We start from the raw sequence: 23,101 nt of genomic DNA, 5'->3' as shown, positions 1-23,101 counted from the left end.
ATTTATTTATCGTAATGCAATTCAAAAGAATCGAGCCAAAATTGGCTACCTCTGATATAATAGTTAGAATAGACAAATCCACTTCCTTCCTTAGTAAACTTGTCTTCCAAATGATCCTTATCTTCTTTCGTTCCCGCTTTAAATATTATTCTCAAATGAGAGATCGGTAAACGTTCCTGAGTCGGATCATAATCAAAAGACAGAGTTTCTGTTTGATAAGAAGAATAAGCAATGCCGGATTTCAGAAAGGCTTTTCCTATCACTACAACCTTACCATCAGTTATATTCTCCAAATAAGCCTCTACCTGATATTCATCTCCATTGTAGGGAGAGGCTTTATATACAAAAGATAGACTGGTAGGACGGATATATGCCGCTTTACCATAAACAGAATCTTCAGAAGCGCTATATTCTCCCACACAAACAATACCAGCTGAAATGTTATTTATGATACTACCACTTTTGTTCCCAAAACTACAAGAGTTTCCGGCTCCCCACCCTATTGTCATCATGTGTGCTACCGTACTTCCATTATCAGAAATAGGAAGAGTACTCGATTTTGAAACATAAAAAGCATTCGCACCGTTAGTATGACAAGTCAATGGATTTCTGGTTCCAATCCATCCACCCTGAAATGTATAAAGCGGATTTTTACTTTTAGGATTGGTAGTATCATACCCATCATCCAAAGAAGCATTGGGTATAGTAAGAGCCTCATATGTCCTTACCTCTGTAACACCACTAGTTAATTCATCACGATACAAAGCCCGTACATAGTATGTTGTTCCGGAAGCAAGTCCCTCTTTACGCAAATCTGAAAGCAAAGGAATCCATGAATTACCATCTGTACTAAATTGATATTGAACGTCAGTTACAATTTTATCAATATTTCCTGTTTTTATATCGGTTGCCATAAGTGGATTAGCCGTTAATTCTTTAGTCCAGATATTGCCCGGATAAACTGATACTGCAAACTCAGGTTTTAAAGTCCTTATTGTATACGTTTTTTCTTCACTCCATCTTCCGTTGGCCTTTACCTTTACACCAATTAGGTTATTTACATCGCCTTCATTCTTTGCCAGTAAGTTAGCAGTCATTGCAGATAAATCCAATACACCCTCTACCATATTCAAAGTTGGCAAAATAATATTCACAGCTTCCAATGAAGTACGTTCGTCTATTGTAAGCGTAGACAATAAATACGTTTTATTCAGTGAAGAAAGCTTCTCATCTTCAAAATTCAAAGTAAACTCAACATCTTCTACCGGACGTACAGCTTTATAGGCAATTTTAGCAGTAGCTGCATCAGCCGTTTCTACATATGTCAATGTATTAGAATCATCAAATCCGATTGCTTCTACTTTAGGCTTTGGTAACCACTCTTGGGGGACAGTTTCATTCACCGTAACCGTTTCAACAGAGGTTTCAATCTGTAAATCAAAAATCACACCTGTCATATTGGATGTATCTATATTGAGCGTATACACATAGTTTTTACCTTTCTGCGCCGGCATGATTACAGCAAAGTTCTTGCTATACCCTTTATTATTCTCTATCCACGTTCCTTTCAAATAAAGTTCAACCGTGGAACCTGCCTTGAAATAAGGATTCTCTATATCACCCGGATGCCAAACCACAGATTGGTCACCTACCACTAATTCTATATAATAATCCTTCAAAACTTTCTCAAGTTTATCCTGATTTCCAAATTTGAAAGAAGCTAAAGAATTGCCAACAAAACAAGGAATCGTCAATTCCTTCGTCTTACCGGATTCTATATCAAACGCAATCGTTTTCGACGTATAATAAGGAGCATCCAATGCAAGTTCCGGATTTGTCCCATACGAAGCTACCACTTCATACTGCCCCGCCATAAACAAATGAGGTGCAGAAACGTTAAAAGCAGAAAGAGTATTATCAAAAACAACTTTATCTTTCTCGAGATTTTGCATCTTAATAATAAATTGCCCTGCCGTCTCAACTGATAAATCCGGTAAAGAACGAACTTTTAGAGCTGCTTCTCCATCCGTTAGAGTAATAGACAGATTTCCGCTTTCAGAAATCAATTCCTCCCTCTGACATGAAATCACGAAAAACAAAATGACTAAACAACTTATATGTAAAGCTTTTATCCTTATTCTTCTATTCATATAACAATTCAAATTCATCTACATAAAGAGTACTGCCGTGCCCAACTTGCCCAACGACTTTAGCTCCTTCAAATTCTCCACCGTAACGACTGGATGTAGCTACAATAGTCATGGCAGCAGGACGAGCATTCAAATTCTTATAATCAATATCAATTGTAAATTTAGTATATGATGTTACTTCTACCGAACCAACAAACTCCCCATAAGCAAATTCATTGCCCGCAGTATCCCATAATTTTATATATATATGGCATTGGTCTTTGGTCAAAGTACCCGGAATGCTTCCTCCATTATTTATCGGTTCAGGCTTATACTTATAATATCCCGTCATCTTTGTGGGACGCGCACCCGTATAAGGCCGTCCAAAAGTGACACTGGCAGAAGGTTTCATCATATTCGTTTTATACTTCCCAATAAATAGATTACCTGCTGCAGCACCAACCAAGGTAACTCCGGTAATACTACGTAAACGGGCAGCTTTTCCTTTGTAAGCGTCACTTCCTTCTACCGGAACAGTAATAGGATCATTGCCACCAGCCAAAGAAGAAGTAACACCCTCATTTCCCGTAGCCCAATAGGCTCCGGCAGCTTCATAATCATCAGCAATCGAATTTGCAAACCAGTTCTTTCCACTCTGTATCCAAGTATCGAAGTTTAGATTGGGAACCACTGTTATCTTCTCTGTAGTAAAAGATGCCACACTGCCGGCAGCACCATCTACTAAAATGCGCCACTGATAAACCGTACCGTCCTCCAAACCTGCAATTGTTGCTTTAAAGGAAGTAGCACTTAACATATTTACAGCAGATGCGTCTAACTGACTCCAACTGCTATCCAACGCTTTCTTATATTCAATGATAGGCGTACTCCCAGCTTTCACTCCACCGCTCACAATTGCTTTTTTCGCCCAGATCTCCACCTCTCCAACAGAAGAAGTAGTCTCAGTTTGGACAACATCCACAGTCCACAAACCAAGATATTTTTCTCCGCGATAAACAGCAAACTGTTGCGGACGTCTGAAATCCTTCACACCGCTTGGGTCAGGCACTAATCTCCCATTGCGTCCTCCTAATTCCAATGCGTTAATCTTCACATCTTTCAGCGATTGAGAAGCTGACACATAGATCAAGACAATATGGTTCAGTTCATCTATAACTGGCTGTCCTACCTGATTTTCTACATTTATAGTACGGTTAATCACTTGATTGACCGTAACAGTCCACGGATAATCCTGATAAGTACGTAATAGAATCTTAACCGGATTCGTGAAGTTTATCTTTGTATTGGCATTACTGGGCAAATCACTCAAAGAGGTAAAACTAAAATCAGGAAACTGCTTGGCAGAAGCGCAAACAGCTTCATCCGGAAGAATTTTTGCTTCAGAATTAGCCACCAACTTTGTGACTTTCAATTCTTCCAGTTCCACCAACTCGTCCACAGTAAGTACAACGGTACGTTTGGTTGCATCAATCTTTGTATCCTCAGTCTGCCCTTCTATTTCAAACTCTTGAATTTCACCCGGAATATAGGGATAAGGAATATCATTTTCAATACAAGCTCCCAATAGAAAAGCTAGTAAACCGATGCCCAAAATATGTATTCTCATTTTTTTCCTCATTTGAATTAAAGATAAAAACACATTCCGATATTCAGCGAAAATATATCAATCTTAAAATTCGCAGAACTATTCCTGCGATATCCACTCTCTACCTGATTGGTTTTCTGGTTTATCCATTTAAAATCAAGTCCAACAAGACCGATGGAAACTTCTACTGCTATATTATTTGTTACAAAAGCTGTTAATCCGGGGGCAGAGCCCAACTGCAAGCGATGTATATACTGATATGTACCTGTCAGATCATTCTCTACTCCGGAAGTGTTTTTCCCTTGTCCGTAACCATATGACAAACGAAGTTCATTGAAGAAGCCGAAAATTTTGCTGTTTCCCAACCCCATATAGGTACGCAGAAATCCGGAAGCATAGACAGTATGTTCCAAATATTTATAATCTTTTATATCAAAGGTAAGATCGTCTCCCAGATCCAAATCGAGATTGCCGATGTCAATGTAAGAGCGTGAATAATTGAGTCGTGCTCCTGCCGCCATATTATCAGCAAAGAAATATCCGGCATACGGGCTGACTTTGAAATTATATCCGCTTGCTTTGACATTATCCAGAACTAAGAACTTGTAATTGTCATTTGTTTGCTCAGAATAGGAAAAGGAGCAGCCACCCATCCAAGTGCCTTTAGGAACAAAAAGAGAGGATTTTATTTTACGGTCAAATCCCCGTTGTGCGCAGACGGTTGCCACGCACAATAGGGAAATGAAAAAGATGACATATCTTTTCTTCATTCAGTTAATTATTTATAGTATGACAACTCAAACTCATCTATCCAGAGTGTACTACCATTTCCAACCTGCCCTACAACAGCAGAGCCGCTAAAATCTCCACCATAATGACTTGACGTTGCAACAATTGTAATCGTTGCCGGTTTTGCCGTCATATCCGTATAGGTAATATCAAAAGAAAATCTCGTATAAGATGTAACTGTCTCTGTTCCGACAAACTCTCCAAAACCAATCTGGTTACCGGAAGCATCCCACAGTTTTACATAAATATTGCATTCATCGGTAGTCAATGTACCCGGCTTGGAACCTTCGTTAATAGGCTGCGGACTATACTTATAATATCCTGAAAGTGAAACAGGACGAGCTCCCGTATAAGGACGGCCGAACGTAACACTGGCAGAAGGATTAGACATATTCGTTTTATAACTTCCGATAAATAAATTACCAGCAGCAGATTTTACTAAAGTAACCCCTGTTATCGTTCTCAATTTGGCGGCTTTACCCGAATAAGCATCATCTCCTTCTACAAAAACAGTAATTGGATCTTTAGAACCTGCCAAGAAAGAAGTAACACCGGTATTGCCCGTAGCCCAATATGAGTCACTGGCATCTGCGTTTGCAAAATAGTTCTTTCCACTTTGCGACCAGGTATCAAAGTTTAAATTCGGTATTTCCTGATACACCTCGGTAGTGAACATATCGGTAGCTCCTACCTTTGTACCACAAGCAAGGCGATAAACATAGCTCGTTCCGAATTCCAATTCTTCAGTTTTCGCGCTATATACTCCGTTCTCTACTGTTGTACTTACACTTTTCCAAACTCCTTCTGATGATTTTTTATACTGAAAAACAATAGGTTCAGTTTCTCCGGTCAAAGTGGAAGCCCCATACATATAAGCAAACTTACCAAATGCGTTTGAACCTGTCACCTTTAAATTCGGATCGGCATCAGATGTCATAGGAACAGTTATATTTACCTCATACTCATGAGTCGTTTCATCTACTGTAAAATTAAAGCTACCATTACCTTCATTAGTAACATCGTACTTAACCTTATAATAATAACGTTTTTCAGCCTTTTCTGTTATCACTTTATTAAAAGTAAAGGAATTTCCATCGGTATTTATCACTTTCAAAACAGCATTCAAAGATTTCCCAGTACGACAATAAGCAGGACGTGTTTCCTGAGATGTAAAATCTATGCTTCCATATTCATTGGAAACCACACAGTCATATGAAGAGAAAGCATTTTTAAAGTTTTGTGAATAGCTGACAGCTACCATGCTTTGAACCATAGAACAAACAATTTCCACCGAGCGAGAAATGTCTTTCTCTATCTTCACAAGTGTTTCACCGAGATAATAGGGTGTAACCTCAAATCCTTGCTGCGTGGAATCCTTATCCATTGAATATGCCCGCAAAAAATAATTGCCTACAGGAAGCAACAGACTTTCACTTTGTAATAGCGTCCAGTCATCTACGTGCTTCACTACTGTTCCCTCTTGCAAAATGTCCAGTCCCATCTTCTCTACAGCTCTTGCCTGTGGTATTACATTTTTATCTAATCCCACAGAAGAAACCTGAAGATAACCGTAACCATCACTCAAAGAAGTCTCATCCTGACAAGCTATCATAATAGCTAACAAGCACAAAGTAAATGTGCTAAAAATAAATCGTCTCATTATGATTATAGTTTAGGTTATTCTTGCGCTGTTACATTCACTTTCAAATCACCTTGGATATCCGAATTGATACCATCAGATACAGTAATAGTAAAAGTATTCTCACTTGCACCGTACAATCCCAATAAGGACATAAAAGAAGTAACATCAAACGAATAACTTGTTTTATCTTTGATAGGGTCATTAGCATCAATTAATCCTATTCCTTCCTGTGTCTCCAAAGAGCCGGACAATACTCCCAGTAAATCACCCGGATTGGCCAAATCGAATTCACCACCTAAGCCAAAGCCTTCTAAAGTCCCCATAAAGCCTTCGTTATCAGAATTAATCCTTACCAACAGCTTCTTAATTCCATTAGGAACCGAGAAATCAACTTTTACAGTAGGAACATCTTCTGACAAAGCTACAAATGAATATGTTTTATCTAAGCCGACAACATTCATTTCTCCTTTATTTGTATCTCCTCCTTCTGAATCTCCTCCGGGATTAAATACAATATTTTCCGTTGGAATCTCCACAGTCGTTCCGGTCTCAGTCCAAGTTAAATCAACGGTAATCCCCAGATTTATCTTCGTCACAGGATCAATGACCGGATTATCTCCCGGATTGATTGTCACTTTAAACGAGTCCCCGTTTTCCAACTTGCTACTATTTTCAGAGTTCTCCGGTTTAGTAATTGTATAAGACTGTGCAATATCCGTACCATCTGTAGAAGTAGTCGCTTTCACACTCATCAATATGCTAGATGCATTTTCCGGTACATTAAAATAGATTTTCTTACCCACGTTCTCCTTTTTAAAAACGTAGTTGCCCGCACCACCGTTCGTAATGGTGATCGTATAATCATCTTTGAAGTATTCTTCGAAACTCTTAGCCAGAATCAGATTCACCTCCACACAACTTAAACGACAAGTAGTATTAACCGTTGTTGTCTTTCCCGGCAATATCTGAAAATCAGTCTGTCCTTTAAAATACGGACGTTCCGAGGCACCTACATTTTCACCATTATAATTGTAAGCCCTCACACGATACTTCCCGGCAGTCAGCTTCACTGAACCTCCCTCTGCTCTTAAATCGCCATAGGAAGTCTCTTTTACCACACCGTCAGTAGATGCATTAACAATTTGAACCGTATAATTTTCCACATTCACTTCCTCGTCAGGAAAAGCTCCACGAGAAGTTATGATATTAGAATAGTCCTGAGCCAATAAATCCAGACTTACTAACCCTTCATTATCATTCAATGCATTTTTTCCTTTCAATTCATCGCGCATTTCACAAGCGCTCAATCCAATCACGAGACTAATTCCCGTCAATATATAGGTAATTTGTTTCATGCTGCAATCTTTTAATTATTAACAGTGATATCCTCGCCCGGCATAAACTCATCTGGTAGAGTAACATCTATATTCTCCTCTTGCACTCCATTATCTATTGTTACAGTGATACCACTGATTTTTCCACCCTCAATATCTATCAATTTAGGTTTTACTGTAATAGTCAGAAAATCACGTGGTTTGATGGTCACAGTCTGAGCACCGAAATTAGCAGGCGTAACGGTAATACCATTTTTATCCTTCAAAGCAAAAGTCAAAGAAAGATTTTCGTTACCGACTGCCTTCAAAAACAAATCTTTATCTACATCAGCCTGCGACATCTCAAAAGCTTCCGTCAGATATTGGGTTTTCAATCCCACCGTACAATCAGAATAGAATGTGTAGAAGTCATCAGAATATTTCAGATTCACTTTAACATTTGCCGGAGTACAAGCAAAAGAAACAGTTTTATTATCTCCTTTCACTACCGTAATGGTTTGTGCACCTTCCATATACAGCTTATCATATCCGGCATTTACGTTTTCACCATAATACGCACGTACTGTATAAGTACCGGGAGTCACTTCCTGAGTCAATTCCATTTCGGAATAAAGTTTTGACTGAAGAACATTTCCCGAAGCGTCTTTCAACTCCACCGTATAATTCGCTACATTTTTATACGGGGTCAGATCCATAGCTCGTGCCTTACTCCCTTTTGAAGCATATGACACGTCAGAATTTAAGTCAATCATCATTTTTCCCTTTGCTGCTGAAGCATCGTTCCCCTCACTACTTTCACAAGCGATAAAAAACAAAGAAGAGAAAAACGTGAAGCATAAAATAAAACTTTTCTTCATAATAACCTCTCATTATTTAATATAAAGTTATACACTATATAACTTAACCACTAATATTTTATACAAAACTCAGGCAAATATAATAGTTTTCAATATTTAATAAATAAGCCTTCACCTTTTATTCCTCAAAATCTGAAAATAAGGCCATAAATAGTTTTTAAGATATTAAAAATAGACCATCTATAATGATAATAACAAAAAAATTCTGTCTTTCATATGAAAAACAGTACTTTTTTTTGTCATTACTGGTATTAAAATTAGAACCTACTTATCCTCTCCCGGCATCAATACTATTCCCAATTTTTTCTTGCCATCCATCTTGACGACAATAGGTTTTTCGAAGCGTACATGACGGAGAAACTTCGTCTCTTCCACAGCAGGAAGTCCGTTCAGGAAGTCCTGATTATAGACCCCATCATTCATAAAAGCATTAATTGTGAAATAACCGACACCAAATGAAGTCAGATTCTGGAAGAAATGTGTTCCCTGACTTGGATCTATCCGGTAGTTCGTTAATCCGGCTTCCACAATCACGCGAGCAGCAGAGATGTGAGGCCACTTCACAGGAATGCCCAGCCATGTATCACTGCTTCCCCAGCGTCCCGGACCAACCAACACATAATTTCTTCCTTCATTCAGAAAATTCTGATTCATCTTCTCAATTTCCCATGCAATCGCCTGATTGTTAGAAGCGCTATACCCATCCGTCTTGACATAAACAATATCATAAATCTCATTCATAATACCATGACCTAATGAATTGTCAGAACGGAGAATCACTTCTTCATCTGAAATCAAAGACAGATCTTCATCCAACATCTCTTTGCTGTCCACAATCGGACGAATTTGCAGCAAGTAGAAAGTACCTGTTTTATCCTGATCGCGACTCAAAGTCGCAGCAAATTCAATTTCAACCGGACGACGCATTTCCTGTTCACTATATTTCAATACAAGTTGCAGAATACGTGCTAATGGAAAAACGTCGTGTTGCAGAATATTTGCGAAAGTGATCACTTTACGTCCACCCGGATACAGACCGTCACGAATTATCTGGTCATATGGATCATAGGTAGAAGCAATGTAACGCAACGAACCATCACTTTCAGCCTCTTTCACATGGAGTTTCAGCAAGTTAAAGCCATCGTCTATTGAGAAGTCCTGACCGACATTTTTCAAATCCAACGCATAGAAACGGGTCTGAGTCTCTTTAAGAGCAATTTCCATTTCACTCGTCTGAAGCACCTGATTCGGATGATAAGGAGAGAAACGAAGAGTCATTCCCCCATCCACAATATATTTGCCAAGTCCTAAAGCCAGATTTACAGTACCTTCTTCCGCTTTCTCGTCACCCAACGGATAGTAATTCAACGAACGTGCCACACCCGACATTGAAGGATAGTAACGATCGCCATACTGATTTCCAACCACCTCCTGCAAGATAACCGCCATCTTTTCCTGATCAATCACATTTGATGTGGCCTGCATATAGGCTTTACTGTCCCGGAAATACACAGAAGCATATACTCCTTTAATCGCATCGGAAAGCATACGGAGCATTTCATACTTATCATCCAGATAAGGAATCATATATGTACTATATATTCCCGCAAAGGGTTGATAATGCGAATCTTCCAGCAATGAAGAAGAACGAATGGCAATGGGAGATTTCACCACATCAAAGAAAGTAAAAAAGTCCTCTACCAAACGGTCCGGCAACTTTGCCTTCAAAAAATATTTCAAGATCAGATCATCATCTGCGTCCGACAAAGCTATCTGATACAGATTGTTCGTATCCATAAATTCATCGAACACATCCGTACACAAAACCACCGTTTTCGGAATAGCTATAGACGCATTTTCAAACTCCTCAAACTCAGGATGGCGTTTCACCATATTATCGATGAAAGCCAAGCCACGTCCTTTTCCTCCCAGCGAACCGTCACCAATACGGGCAAAGTTTGAATAACGGTCAAAACGGTCACGTTTGAATACTGCCACCACTCCCTGATTCTTCATCTTGCGATATTTCACAATGGCTTCGAAAATGATCTTTCGGTGAGCATCTACATCCTGAAGGCTACTCCAGGTGATCGGCTTAAGAAATTCCGCCACAGGAAACATAGCCCGCGAATAAAACCAACGGGAAACGTGATTACGACTGATATGGTATAAAAAGGACTCTGCAGGAACAGCAAACAGAATATTTTGGAGTTCCTTCAAGTTCCGTACGCGGGCAATCTCCTCTCCTGTCTCCGGATTACGGAAAACGAAATCACCGAAACCAAAGTTATCTGAAACAATACGGCGCAAATCGACATCCATCTTTTTAGAGTTTTTGTCGATAAAGCTGGCACCATACTTAGCTGCATACGATAAGTTTTCTGATTCTGAAGACTGAATAATCAAAGGTACAAACGGATCGTTTTTTCGTATTTCGGCACAAAGCTTAATACCTGCCAGACTATCTTTCTCTCCCCGTTCTATTTTTGGGAAACGTACATCAGTGATGACACCTAATATATTATTTTGATATTTCCGATAAATGGCCATTGCTTCCTCATAAGTACGCGCCAACACGATTTTAGGACGTCCACGCATACGAAGAGTACGCTGATGGGCATTCAGTGCTTCCGTAGAGAACTCCTGGCTCTGCTTCAACACAAACTTATAAAGATTAGGCAATATGGAAGAATAGAAACGGATTCCATCTTCTACCAGAAGGATTAACTGTACACCGACCTCTTGCACATCATGTTCGAGATTCATTTTATCCTCTATCAACTTAATGATAGAGACTAACAAATCAGTATTACCCAACCAACAGAATACATATTCAAAAGCGCTCAAGTCTTCATTAATAATTCGTTTCGTTATCCCATGGCTGAAAGGAGTCAGGATGACTATTGGAATATGTTCATATTTCTCCTTAATATGGCGGCCAATGTCGAAACTATCATTATCTCCTGTACTTGGCATACAAATCACGAGGTCGAACGGCATATTTTCCAACTGTGCCAAAGCCTCCTCTTCGGTAGAAACCTGAGAAAAACGAGGTGGATAACGAAGAGACAAAGAGGTATATTCATTAAAAATCTTCTCGTCGATACGCCCATCATCCTCCAGCATAAACGCGTCATATGGATTTGCTATTAACAACACATTAAAAATTCGCCGGGTCATCAGATTGGCAAACTGCGTATCTTTGAAATAAAGTTGATTTAATTTATATTTGCTGAGCATAAAGGTCTTCTGTCTATTTAGTACATAAACTATCCACAAAATTAGCGAAATTAATTCATACTATAACAGTTGTCATTCATTTCTTTTAGGAAATCCTGCGTTACAAACCTCAGTTGCACACCAAAAGATGAAAAGGTGATCATATTCTTTCCGAATGATTAGACTGAAAGTTCTACATCTTCTACTTCACTTCATATATATCTTTTATACAACTCTTGTACTTCTTTCAGGTAACTCTTGTACATCTCCCGGATAGTTCTCGTACACCCTTCCACCTTTTATCTTCATCATTTATTTGACTGTGTTCTATATATTGCGTAGATTTGTAACTTTAAGTTATATTTCGAACAGACTTTATTCAAATGAAAAAAGTAATTTTATTAATGAGTGGAATCATGGTTATGTCATGCACCCCCCAACAGAAAAAGCTTGTTTACCCTGAAACAGCAAAAGTAGACACAGTAGATGTGTATTTTGGTACACCAGTTCCTGATCCTTATCGTTGGCTAGAAAACGATACCAGTGCCGCTACTACTGCTTGGGTAGAAGCCCAAAACAAAGTTACCAACGAATATCTGAATCAGATTCCCTTTCGTGAGAATCTGCTGAAACGACTCACAGTACTGGCTGACTATGAAAAGATCAGCGCCCCTATTAAAAAACATGGCAAATATTATTTCAGCAAGAATGACGGATTACAGAATCAAAATGTGTTCTATGTACAAGACTCGCTGAATAGTGAACCGCGTGTTTTCCTTGATCCAAACAAATTATCGGAAGACGGAACTGTTGCCCTCACAGGCCTATACTTTTCACACGATGGCAAATACACTGCCTACAGTATCTCACGTAGTGGTTCAGACTGGTCGGAAATCTATGTAATGGATACAGAAACAGGTAAATTACTTGAAGACCACATCGAATGGGCCAAGTTCTCCGGTGCTTCTTGGCAGGGAGACGGTTTCTATTACAGTGCCTACGATGCCCCTACAAAAGGAAAAGAGTTTTCCAACGTCAATGAAAACCACAAGATTTATTATCATAAGATCGGTGAGCCACAGTCAAAAGACCGACTCATCTACCAAAATCCATCTTACCCCAAGCGTTTTTACAGTGCCAGTGTAAGCGAGGATGAACAAGTTCTCTTCCTCTTTGAATCCGGAGCCGGCAGGGGAAACAACTTATTCATGCGTGATCTGAATAAACCAAATTCTCCCTTTATACCATTGACCACCGATTTCGACTATCAATATTCTCCTATTGAAGTAATCGGCGACAAGATGTACATTTACACTAACTACGGTGCACCGAAAAACCGAATCATGGTGGCCGACATCAACCAACCGGAACTGGAGAACTGGAAAGAACTTGTCCCGGAATCAGAAGCCGTTTTATCAGGAGCCGAAGTAATTGGCGGCAAACTGTTCCTTACCTATGATAAAGATGCCTCCAACCACGCTTATGTTTACGATCTTGACGGTAAGCAATTGCGAGAAATTGAATTACCCTCACTCGGTTCGGTAGGATTCAGTGGAAACAAAGACGATAAAGAATGCTTTTTCGGCTTTACTTCGTTTACCATCCCCGGGGCGACCTATAAATACAATATGGACACAAATACCTATGAACTCTACCGCGCTCCCAAAGTACAGTTCAACTCGGATGACTTCGTTACAGAACAGATTTTCTTCCCGAGCAAAGACAGTGTAAAAATCCCGATGTTCCTTACTTATAAGAAAGGATTAAAGAAAGATGGTAAAAATCCGGTATTCCTTTATGGATACGGAGGATTTGGAATCAGCCTCAACCCAAGCTTCAGTGCGATGCGCATTCCATTCCTCGAAAATGGTGGTATCTACGCACAAGTCAATCTACGTGGTGGAAGTGAGTACGGAGAAGACTGGCACATAACAGGAACCAAAATGCAGAAACAGAATGTATTTGATGACTTTATCTCTGCCGCCGAATACCTCATTGACCACAAATATACCAATAAAGATAAAATCGCCATCGTAGGTGGCTCTAACGGCGGATTGCTGGTTGGAGCTTGTATGACACAACGTCCTGACCTGTTCCGCGTAGCCATTCCGCAGGTAGGCGTTATGGATATGCTTCGCTATCATAAATTCACAATCGGATGGAATTGGGCAAGCGATTACGGTACAAGTGAAGAGAGTAAAGAAATGTTTAAATACCTGAAAGGGTACTCTCCGCTACACAGCCTGAAACCGGGAACAAAATATCCCGCCACCCTAGTTACTACTGCCGATCACGATGATCGTGTTGTTCCTGCCCATTCCTTTAAGTTTGCCGCTACTCTGCAAGCCAATAATGACGGAACCAATCCAACGCTCATACGTATTGACAGCAAAGCCGGTCACGGAGCCGGCAAACCAATGGCAAAAGTACTGGAAGAACAAGCAGATATCTACGGATTTATAATGTATAATTTAGGTATGACTCCGAACTTCTAAAGAAGAAAACTTTCTATCTGTAAACCATATCGAGCCTCATCAACTATTTTTCACCCAATAGTTGATGAGGCTCGATAATTTTCCGCCGAAATACTATCATTTTATTATTATTTAATCAAAATATAGGAATAGAATTAACCATGATTGAAAAAAATTCCTATATTTGCAGTATACACAGTTTACATTTTATCAGAATAACCTTTTTAAAGCATACTATTATGAACATTCAAAAAATCATGTCCTCTCTGGAGGCCAAACATCCCGGTGAATCAGAGTATCTTCAAGCAGTAAAAGAAGTACTTCTTTCCATTGAAGATATCTACAACCAACATCCTGAATTTGAGAAAGCCAAGATCATAGAAAGATTGGTGGAACCTGATCGTATTTTCACTTTCCGCGTGACTTGGGTAGACGATAGAGGTGAGGTACAAACAAACCTCGGTTATCGTGTACAATTTAATAATGCAATTGGTCCATACAAAGGCGGTATTCGCTTCCACGCTTCCGTAAACCTCTCCATCCTGAAGTTCCTGGGCTTCGAACAGACTTTCAAGAATGCGTTGACTACTCTGCCTATGGGTGGCGGTAAAGGTGGTTCAGACTTCTCTCCACGCGGAAAGAGCAATGCTGAAGTGATGCGTTTCTGCCAAGCCTTCATGCTGGAATTATGGCGTCATCTGGGTCCGGATATGGATGTACCTGCCGGTGATATCGGTGTTGGAGGACGTGAAGTTGGTTATATGTTCGGCATGTACAAAAAGCTGACTCGTGAATTCACTGGAACATTCACCGGAAAAGGATTAGAATTCGGTGGTTCATTAATACGACCTGAAGCTACCGGTTTCGGTGGATTATACTTTGTCAATCAAATGTTACAAGCCAAAGGAATCGATATAAAAGATAAAACAGTAGCCATTTCCGGTTTCGGCAACGTAGCCTGGGGAGCCGCAACGAAAGCTACCGAACTGGGTGCAAAGGTCATCACCATCTCCGGTCCGGACGGGTACATTTACGACCCGGATGGTATCAGTGGCGAGAAGATTGACTATATGCTCGAATTACGCGCTTCCGGCAATGATATCGTTGCTCCATATGCAGAGAAATATCCGAATGCTACCTTCGTTGAAGGTAAGCGTCCATGGGAGGTAAAAGCCGATATTGCATTACCTTGTGCAACTCAAAATGAATTAAATGGAGAAGATGCACAAAATCTGATAAAAAATAAGGTACTTTGTGTCGGAGAAATTTCCAACATGGGTTGTACTCCGGAAGCAATTGATTTGTTCATTGAACATAAAACGATGTATGCTCCGGGTAAGGCAGTCAATGCAGGTGGTGTTGCTACCTCCGGTCTGGAAATGTCTCAAAATGCCATGCACCTAAGCTGGAGTGCAGCCGAGGTGGATGAAAAACTCCATGCTATCATGCACGGTATCCATGCACAATGCGTGAAATACGGCACAGAACCCGACGGGTATATTAATTACGTAAAGGGTGCTAATATAGCCGGTTTTATGAAAGTAGCTCACGCAATGATGGGACAAGGCGTTATTTAAAAAAGACTTTGTTTAGTTGTATTTGTATTTGTGGTTTGCGCTGCTCGTCCCCTGTGATAGGACGCGGGTAGCGCTATTTTTTTGAAATTCATATTATTTTCAGTTGAAATAATTACCTTTGTACTCTCACAGGTGTTATATCTAATATCTGTAAAGATCAAAATAGAAAACAATAAATTGAAAATAATTCTATGCTACAACCTGAATTAAAACTCCGCCGCGACAAAATTCGCAGTTTAATGGCGCAACAAGGTATTGAAGCTGCGCTTATCACTTGCAATGCTAATTTGATTTATACCTATGGATGTGTAGTTAGCGGATATCTTTATTTACCCCTCCACTCACCGGCACTACTCTTTTTCAAACGCCCGAACAACATTACAGGAGAGCACTCCTTCTTTATCCGTAAACCGGAACAGATTACTGAGTTATTGAAAGAACAGGGACTGCCAGTGCCAACTAAATTAATGCTGGAAGGTGATGAACTTCCTTATACGGAATATGTACGTTTAGCTGGCTTATTCCCAGACACAGAAGTAGTAAACGGAACCCCACTCATTCGCCAAGCTCGTAGCATAAAGACCTCCATCGAAATAGAAATGATACGCCGTTCCGGAATGGCTCATAGCAAAGCTTACGAACAGATACCAAGTGTATACCGTCCCGGAATGACCGATATCGAGTTTTCTATTGAAATAGAACGTCTGATGCGTCTGCAAGGAAATCTGGGCATTTTTCGCGTCTTCGGCCGTAGCATGGAAATCTTCATGGGCAGTGTACTGACAAGTGACAATGCCGGTTATCCATCACCTTACGACTTTGCATTAGGTGGACAAGGTCTTGATCCGGCTCTCCCGGGCGGTGCCAACAAGACTCCATTAAAAGAAGGGCAAAGTGTCATGGTAGACTTAGGAGGAAACTTTAACGGCTACATGGGTGACATGAGCCGCGTATTTTCCATTGGCAAACTATCTGAGGAAGCTTATGCAGCACATCAAGTTTGTTTAGAGATTCAAGAAAAGATTAGCTCAATTGCACGTCCGGGCATAGCCTGCGAAAATCTCTATAATACGGCTGTCGAGATAGCAACGAAAGCTGGATTCGCGGATAAATTCATGGGAACTAACCAACAAGCTAAATTCATCGGCCATGGTATCGGGTTAGAAATCAACGAGGCCCCCGTTTTGGCTCTACGCATGAAACAGGAATTAGAAACGGGGATGGTGTTTGCCCTGGAACCCAAAATCGTTATTCCGAGTGTAGGACCTGTCGGAATAGAAAACACATGGGTAGTAACCAATGAAGGAATAGAAAAGCTGACAAACTGTAACGAAGAAATTATCGATTTGGAAGCCTTTTACAAACAGGAAGAATAAAAATCAGACCCCATTCGGGTTACAATTACAAAAAGGAATACTTAAAAAGAAACTGTTGCAAAACAGTATTCCGGAAGTGAATATTATATAGATAAAACCTCTTAGAGAATCCCCTTATTTTCCCTTTATATAAAATAAAGCTGAAATAAGGGGATTACTATATCCAGACTTAAGATTATAAATGAAATTACCTATAAAAGATACCGAACATATATTCTCCCCAAGAAATAGCTCAAAATTTATCTATTCTACTTTTGAAGAAGTCTGTGAAGGAACTAATCCCATCTTCTTTGCCCGCTCCAACATAAATGTATACGCCGCCTCATATTCATTGGGAATAACTCCATCTAAGATAGCATCTTTAATAGCACTTTTCAAAGCACCTACCTCGCGACAAGGGTGTAAATCGAAAATCTCCATAATTTCTTCTCCGCTTACAGGTGGCTGGAAGTTACGGATACGATCCTTCTCTTCCAGATCCTTCAATTTTTGACGTACCAATTGAAAGTTATTCAGGAAACGCTGTTTGCGCTCCATATTCTTAGAGGTAATATCTGCTTCGCAAAGCATCATCAGATCATCAATATCATCCCCAGCCTCAAAAAGTAACCGCCGCACAGCCGAGTCGGATACTACATCATCCGCAATTACAATAGGGCGCATATGCAGGCTCACCATCTTCTGAACGTACTTCATCTTTTCATTCATTGGCAACTTCATCTTACGGAAGATATTCGGAATCATCTTCTCACCAATAAAATTGTGATTGTGGAAAGTCCAACCGACTTTAAATTCCCAGCGTTTGGTTGCCGGCTTAGCTATATCATGCAGTAAGGCCGACCAACGCAACCATAAGTTGTCTGTTTTCTTACTTATATTATCAAGTACCTCTAATGTATGGTAGAAGTTATCTTTGTGTGCCTTCCCATTTCGAGTTTCCACTCCTTGCAAAGCAGCCAATTCGGGGAAAATCAACGGTAACAGTCCACTTCGTTCCAACTCAACAAATCCTTTTGACGGAACAGATGACAAGATGATCTTATTCAACTCGTCTGCGATCCGTTCCCGGGAAATAATCTCGATCCGTTCTTTATTTCGGCAAAGTGAATCAAAAGTAGCATCATCAATATAGAAATTCAGCTGAGTGGCGAAACGTATACAACGCATCATGCGCAACGGGTCATCGCTGAATGTAATATCAGGATCAAGCGGCGTACGGATAGTCTTTTCCTTCATGTCCGCCATGCCACCGAAAGGATCAACTAACTCACCAAAGCGGGATTTATTAAGACAGACAGCCAATGCATTAATTGTGAAATCCCGACGATTCTGGTCATCCTCCAGTGTACCATCTTCAACGATTGGTTTTCGTGAATCACGTTGATAGGATTCCTTGCGTGCACCCACAAATTCCACTTCCGTTCCTTTATATTTTACTTGTGCCGTACCGAAATTCTTAAATACAGAAACATGCGCCCCACGTCCCAGATGTTTCCCCAACGTTTCCGCCATAGCGATTCCACTACCCACCACTACTACATCTATATCTTTAGAGGGACGTTGCAGAAAAATGTCACGAACATAACCGCCAACCACATAACATTCCAATCCGAGCGCATCAGCAGTTTCAGCAATTTGGCCGAAAATAGGTTCGCTAAAATACTGCTTCAATTCCTCCTGAGTCAATTCAATCATTCTTTCAATTATCAGTTATCAACTATCAGCTATCAACTTAATAAGTTTTAAAGCTGCAAAAGTACAAAAATAAGGGATAATATTTGTATTTTTGCCACCAGAATCATCGAGATTCAGCATTATTCAAATAGAAACAGTACAGTTTTATAAAACGAATAACAGGATGAAAAAACTGATTACCCTTTGTTGCGGTGCATTCCTATTGACTGCGTGCGGAAACGGCATCGAAAAGAAAGCCAATGAAAAACTGACAGCAGCTCGCACAGCTTACGAACAAGGCAACTACGAAGAAGCCAAGTTACAAATCGACAGTATTAAAATACTGTATCCTAAAGCATTTGAAACTCGTAAGGCCGGTCAGGCTTTGATGTTGGACGTGGAACTTAAAGTACAACAACAAAAATTAGATAGTCTGAACAGCGCACTTCAGGCCAAACAACAAGCATTTGATGCTATTAAAAATCAATACATCCTAGAAAAAGATACTGCCTATCAGCAAATGGGTAATTATCTCTGGCCAACCCAAACTGTTGAAAAGAACTTGCACCGTTCTTTTCTTCGTTTTCAAGTGAATGAACAGGGTATTATGAGCATGACTTCTATTTATTGTGGAGGTAACAACATCCATCACACAGCTGTCAAAGTATCTGTTTCTGACGGAACATCTGCTGAATCTCCCAGATCCAGAGACAGTTATGAAACTACCGATCTGGACGAGAAAATAGAAAAAGCTGATTATAAGCTAGGAGAAGACGGGGGAGTTATCGATTTCGTAAACCTCAATAAAGACAAAAATATCCGCTTAGAATATATCGGTGACCGTAAATACACGACCACTATGACTCCGGCAGACCGACAAGCAGCAGTTGGGATTTATGAATTGGCACAAATTCTTTCCAGTATGACTCAAATTAAGAAAGAACAAGAAGAAGCCAACTTAAAAATCGGATTCATCAATAAGAAAAAAGAAATTAACGCACAGAAAGCTGCAGCAGAGAAATAATCAATACAACAAGCTACCGCTATAAACTAAAAACTAAACGAACCAATTTAAATTAAGTAAGTTTAGATATAATATAAAGCCGACTCTTCATTAAGTTTTGAGTCGGCTTTACTTATCTTGGCACAACAATCCTTTTTTCAACTGAAACCAGCCAATAACAGAATCTGTGAATATCTCATTATATCTCTATCATAATAACTCAAGTTATCTCACAAACTTATCTAAAAACCGGAATAAGAGATGATACAGATGGAGCCAAATCCTTTACATAAGGCCAACCATCATCAGTCCAATGTAAACGGTCAAGTAATACCACCCGTCCATTATCGGCTTCCGACTTTTTATATCCATGATAAATCAACCATTCAACCCCGTCATCATCTACTTGTATAATTGAGTTATGACCGGGACCAGCCCATACAGAATTGCCCTTCAATACAACTTCATACTTATCATAAAGCATATCACCACCGGTTTTATTCAAATAAGGACCTAATACATTCTTAGAACGTCCCACCACTGTAGTGTATGAACTTTTTGCACCTTCACAGCAGCTTCCTATAGAAGCGAAGAGGTAATAATACTCTCCCTTCTTATAAATATTAGTAGCTTCAAAATAATTTCCACAGATACGTTTTTTTAATACCGGAGTACCATCTGCATTCATCTTTACACGCAAACCGTCATCAGTAAGCTCCGTTACGTAAATCCCCCGGAAACTTCCCCAGAACATATATTTCTTTCCACCGTCCTCGTAAAAGAACTGATCTATAGAGTTCTGTACTCCCATATCCTGTGCATCTATCACACATCCTTTATCGATAAATGGACCAGTTGGCGAGTCAGATACGGCTACTCCTACATTACTGTTCCACTCATCCCCCCATTTAGCCCAAGAATAGTAAAGCACATAGCGTCCGTCAAAGTGACGAATTTCCGGTGCCCACAGACTATGCTCACTTTCCCAGGTAGGACGCGTTTCGTTAGTAAACGCTGTCCCCATATATTCCCAGCTCACCATGTCTTTTGAGCGATATATAGGCATGTTACGTGTGTCTTCTGTACCATACAGATAGAAATATCCATCATCTGTATGAATAACTGTCGGGTCCGGAGCACTGAAAGCAATGATCGGATTATTATACGAACGGCTTACTAAACAATAAAGAATACCGTTGTCACACATCACAACATTTGAGGAAGGTGTCGATAATTTTAATGGTAAAAGATAGTATTTTACTTCCATTTTGTTTCTGTCAATAACCACAGTCGTTTCCGCCTTGGTATCATTGATATTATAATGCACCTTCTCGGTAAGGTCATATGCCCCACTAGGTAATAACTCATAATCAGTTTTATTAGATTGATTGTAGGTGGTAACTAGTTCCGATGCATTTTCCGGAACAACCAATTCACTTGTGAAATCCCATTGACTCCCCGAAGCCTTCCCGTCAATTTTATAATTCAAAACTGTACCTACATTAAAACTAGTGCTTTCTTCTTGTACAAACACTGTTTTTTCATAGAAAGCAAACTTCAACATCGGAGCTTCTAACGAAATATATAGAAGTAAATCCTGGCGGTTTGCCTTTACTTCGACATCTTCACTTTCCAGTCGCAACGGAATCACATACTCAGCTTTAGTGTTTTCTCCTATAACCTTCAATAACTTTTCAGGAATTAGCTTTACATCAAAATTCAGAGACTTTTGTTCTTTAGTAAAAGTTTGTCTCTCCGGAGTTACTGAGTACAAATCAGAAGCTATAGATACATAAGAAGTTCCTTTATTCTTATTGTACGCCGTTAATTCTTCTTCCGTCCATGCACTTATTTTCACATTCCCTTCAAATGCCGTATTATTACCTCCTTTAAAAACTGATAAAGAATAGACAAATTCTTCTTTCTGAATGGAAACCTTGATTATTTCTACACCATATTTTTTCAAATATACATAAGAAGTTTTTGAGTCCTCATTGTTATTTGTCTGAGAAACATCATCCTCTTTACCGCAAGCTGTAGCTAATAAGAAAACAGCTAACATACAAAGACTTTTCGTCAATACTTTTTTCATTGTTCTACATTTCATGTTTTTCATTTTAATTAAATTAGTCTAAGTTCTATATTAAAAGACTTGTTATCTAAATTCAAAGTTAAAAAAATATTCTATCATATAGATATTATTTTTCAATTATTTTCATATTAGCATAAAAGAAAAAGTTTGTATCTATAGATTATGAATTTCTCAACTAAGGTTACTTTTTTACTTAACCCTTCTGTTTAACTGATTATTCGCCTTTTCCGGCTTAGATTTACCTACTCTCTTTCCCGTAACTTTCTTTTTCCCCTTCCCGGACTTTGCCTTTTCTGCAAAAGGATTGTTATTCTTTTTAATACTCATGTCACTTACTCCCCTTCATAATATTCTCCTAAGAACCAACGAGCCACAAAATCCCAATTCTCATGGAGCAAAGCCTTTCCATTTTCAAACGGGAACTGAGCATCGGGCAATAAATGATGTTCCATACCATATTTTAATAAATCGAACGGACAAAGCCCCTGCTCACAAAAGAGTTCATAGGCTTCTTCTTCCGCTGTTTCTGCATCATACAACTCATTCCGTTTATCAGCAAAATATTTCGCTACATCGGGACCTATTAATAATCCTTTCATATTAGCATACAATACAAAATTCTCACATTCCTGCAAGTCCGGCAGTAAAGAGTCTTCTTCATCTTCCCATTTCAAAGCTTGTATAAAGAAAAGTTTCAGAGCAGCATAAGAATCAAAGAACATTAAAGCCTCACCTCCACTCGCTTTCATAAAACGTTCTACATTGACAGGCAATTTCTCATCCATCAAAGCAACAGGCAAAGCAGCACGTTGTTTTTCCATCAATTCAGTTTCCATCAGCCAGTCACCGGCAAGGCCGTCACTTATAGGAGCCTCTTCGAATACTTCATCCAGCAATTTATAAAGTACATCTGCAAATTCCAGCAAACCTGCATCCAACGGGTTCTCAATGTAATCGGTCTCTTCTCCAACCGGAGAATTGATTGCCCAAAGCAAGAAAGCGACATCTTCTTTATTAATCTCATCCGGAAAATAACTCCCGGACACCGTATAAAAAGGAAGATACCGACCATAACTCTTCTTATGCCAACGGATAAACTGACGCCAATTGCCACTATCCGCCACACAATCTTCCAGATAAAGTGCCATCGTAATGGCTACCTGTTGTTGAGTCTCTAGCGTTTCTTCCCGATATAGATCCGACTCACTAATCACCCATAACAAATGATTAGCTAAATCAAGATACCATTGATCCGTATCCACTAATTTCAGACGGCTGTGAGAGTCCAGCCATGTTTTCATATATATTTTCTGCTGCTTCATATTCCTT

General features: G+C 39.6%; 14 protein-coding genes. 4 read left to right on the top strand and 10 right to left on the bottom strand.

Going from position 1 to position 23,101, the window contains the following annotated elements; translation table 11 throughout:
• Positions 1 to 2 precede the first annotated feature (2 nt).
• The 7 genes from CZ225_RS06050 to CZ225_RS06020 form a co-directional block, all read right to left on the bottom strand.
• Entirely contained in the window at positions 3 to 2,150 is a 2,148-nt protein-coding gene (locus CZ225_RS06050) for a DUF4493 domain-containing protein (protein ID WP_077155721.1), read from the bottom strand.
• The gene (locus CZ225_RS06045) at positions 2,143 to 3,756 is read right to left on the bottom strand and encodes a PCMD domain-containing protein (protein ID WP_083714594.1); all 1,614 of its coding nucleotides are present in this window, start codon (positions 3,754 to 3,756) and stop codon (positions 2,143 to 2,145) included. Before CZ225_RS06045 ends, CZ225_RS06050 begins: the two co-directional genes overlap by 8 nt.
• A 17-nt stretch (positions 3,757 to 3,773) precedes the next feature.
• Positions 3,774 to 4,505, bottom strand: coding sequence for a hypothetical protein (locus tag CZ225_RS06040; RefSeq protein WP_025075173.1), 732 nt, complete (start codon positions 4,503 to 4,505; stop codon positions 3,774 to 3,776).
• A gap of 8 nt (positions 4,506 to 4,513) precedes the next feature.
• Entirely contained in the window at positions 4,514 to 6,184 is a 1,671-nt protein-coding gene (locus CZ225_RS06035; protein WP_077153365.1) for a DUF4493 domain-containing protein, read from the bottom strand.
• A 17-nt stretch (positions 6,185 to 6,201) separates the two neighbouring features.
• On the bottom strand, positions 6,202 to 7,521 hold the full coding sequence (locus CZ225_RS06030) for a DUF4493 domain-containing protein (protein ID WP_077153364.1): 1,320 nt from the start codon (positions 7,519 to 7,521) through the stop codon (positions 6,202 to 6,204).
• Between the two features lie 11 nt (positions 7,522 to 7,532).
• Positions 7,533 to 8,357, bottom strand: coding sequence for a DUF4493 domain-containing protein (locus tag CZ225_RS06025; RefSeq protein ID WP_077153363.1), 825 nt, complete (start codon positions 8,355 to 8,357; stop codon positions 7,533 to 7,535).
• Between the two features lie 264 nt (positions 8,358 to 8,621).
• Entirely contained in the window at positions 8,622 to 11,597 is a 2,976-nt protein-coding gene (locus CZ225_RS06020) for a PEP/pyruvate-binding domain-containing protein (protein WP_077153362.1), read from the bottom strand.
• 362 nt (positions 11,598 to 11,959) lie between these two features.
• Between CZ225_RS06020 and CZ225_RS06015 the strand changes: the two genes are divergently transcribed.
• From CZ225_RS06015 to CZ225_RS06005, 3 genes are all read left to right on the top strand, one after another.
• Positions 11,960 to 14,071, top strand: coding sequence for a prolyl oligopeptidase family serine peptidase (locus CZ225_RS06015; RefSeq protein WP_077153361.1), 2,112 nt, complete (start codon positions 11,960 to 11,962; stop codon positions 14,069 to 14,071).
• Between the two features lie 218 nt (positions 14,072 to 14,289).
• On the top strand, positions 14,290 to 15,627 hold the full coding sequence (gene gdhA, locus CZ225_RS06010; protein ID WP_077153360.1) for an NADP-specific glutamate dehydrogenase: 1,338 nt from the start codon (positions 14,290 to 14,292) through the stop codon (positions 15,625 to 15,627).
• A 191-nt stretch (positions 15,628 to 15,818) separates the two neighbouring features.
• Positions 15,819 to 17,003, top strand: coding sequence for a M24 family metallopeptidase (locus tag CZ225_RS06005; RefSeq protein ID WP_077153359.1), 1,185 nt, complete (start codon positions 15,819 to 15,821; stop codon positions 17,001 to 17,003).
• A gap of 243 nt (positions 17,004 to 17,246) precedes the next feature.
• Here CZ225_RS06005 and CZ225_RS06000 read toward each other — a convergent pair whose 3' ends face one another.
• Positions 17,247 to 18,698, bottom strand: a complete 1,452-nt coding sequence (locus CZ225_RS06000; protein WP_077153358.1) for a CCA tRNA nucleotidyltransferase — start codon at positions 18,696 to 18,698, stop codon at positions 17,247 to 17,249.
• Between the two features lie 163 nt (positions 18,699 to 18,861).
• Here CZ225_RS06000 and CZ225_RS05995 point away from each other — a divergent pair, with 163 nt between their 5' ends.
• A complete protein-coding gene (locus CZ225_RS05995; protein ID WP_025075166.1) occupies positions 18,862 to 19,701 on the top strand; it encodes an outer membrane protein assembly factor BamD in 840 nt (279 codons plus the stop codon).
• A gap of 217 nt (positions 19,702 to 19,918) precedes the next feature.
• Here the strand turns inward: CZ225_RS05995 and CZ225_RS05990 are convergent, their stop codons facing one another.
• Together CZ225_RS05990 and CZ225_RS05985 are read right to left on the bottom strand one after the other, a co-directional pair.
• Positions 19,919 to 21,772, bottom strand: a complete 1,854-nt coding sequence (locus CZ225_RS05990) for a family 43 glycosylhydrolase (protein ID WP_159441752.1) — start codon at positions 21,770 to 21,772, stop codon at positions 19,919 to 19,921.
• 332 nt (positions 21,773 to 22,104) lie between these two features.
• Positions 22,105 to 23,094 (bottom strand): DUF3843 family protein, encoded by a 990-nt coding sequence (locus tag CZ225_RS05985; protein ID WP_025075164.1) that lies wholly within the window; start codon positions 23,092 to 23,094, stop codon positions 22,105 to 22,107.
• Between the last annotated feature and the right edge of the window lie 7 nt (positions 23,095 to 23,101).

Source organism: Bacteroides bouchesdurhonensis (genome assembly GCF_900155865.1).
Taxonomy (GTDB): domain Bacteria; phylum Bacteroidota; class Bacteroidia; order Bacteroidales; family Bacteroidaceae; genus Bacteroides; species Bacteroides bouchesdurhonensis.
The sequence above is the reverse complement of the archived record's forward strand: the minus strand, read 5'-3'. Positions and strand labels throughout refer to the sequence as shown.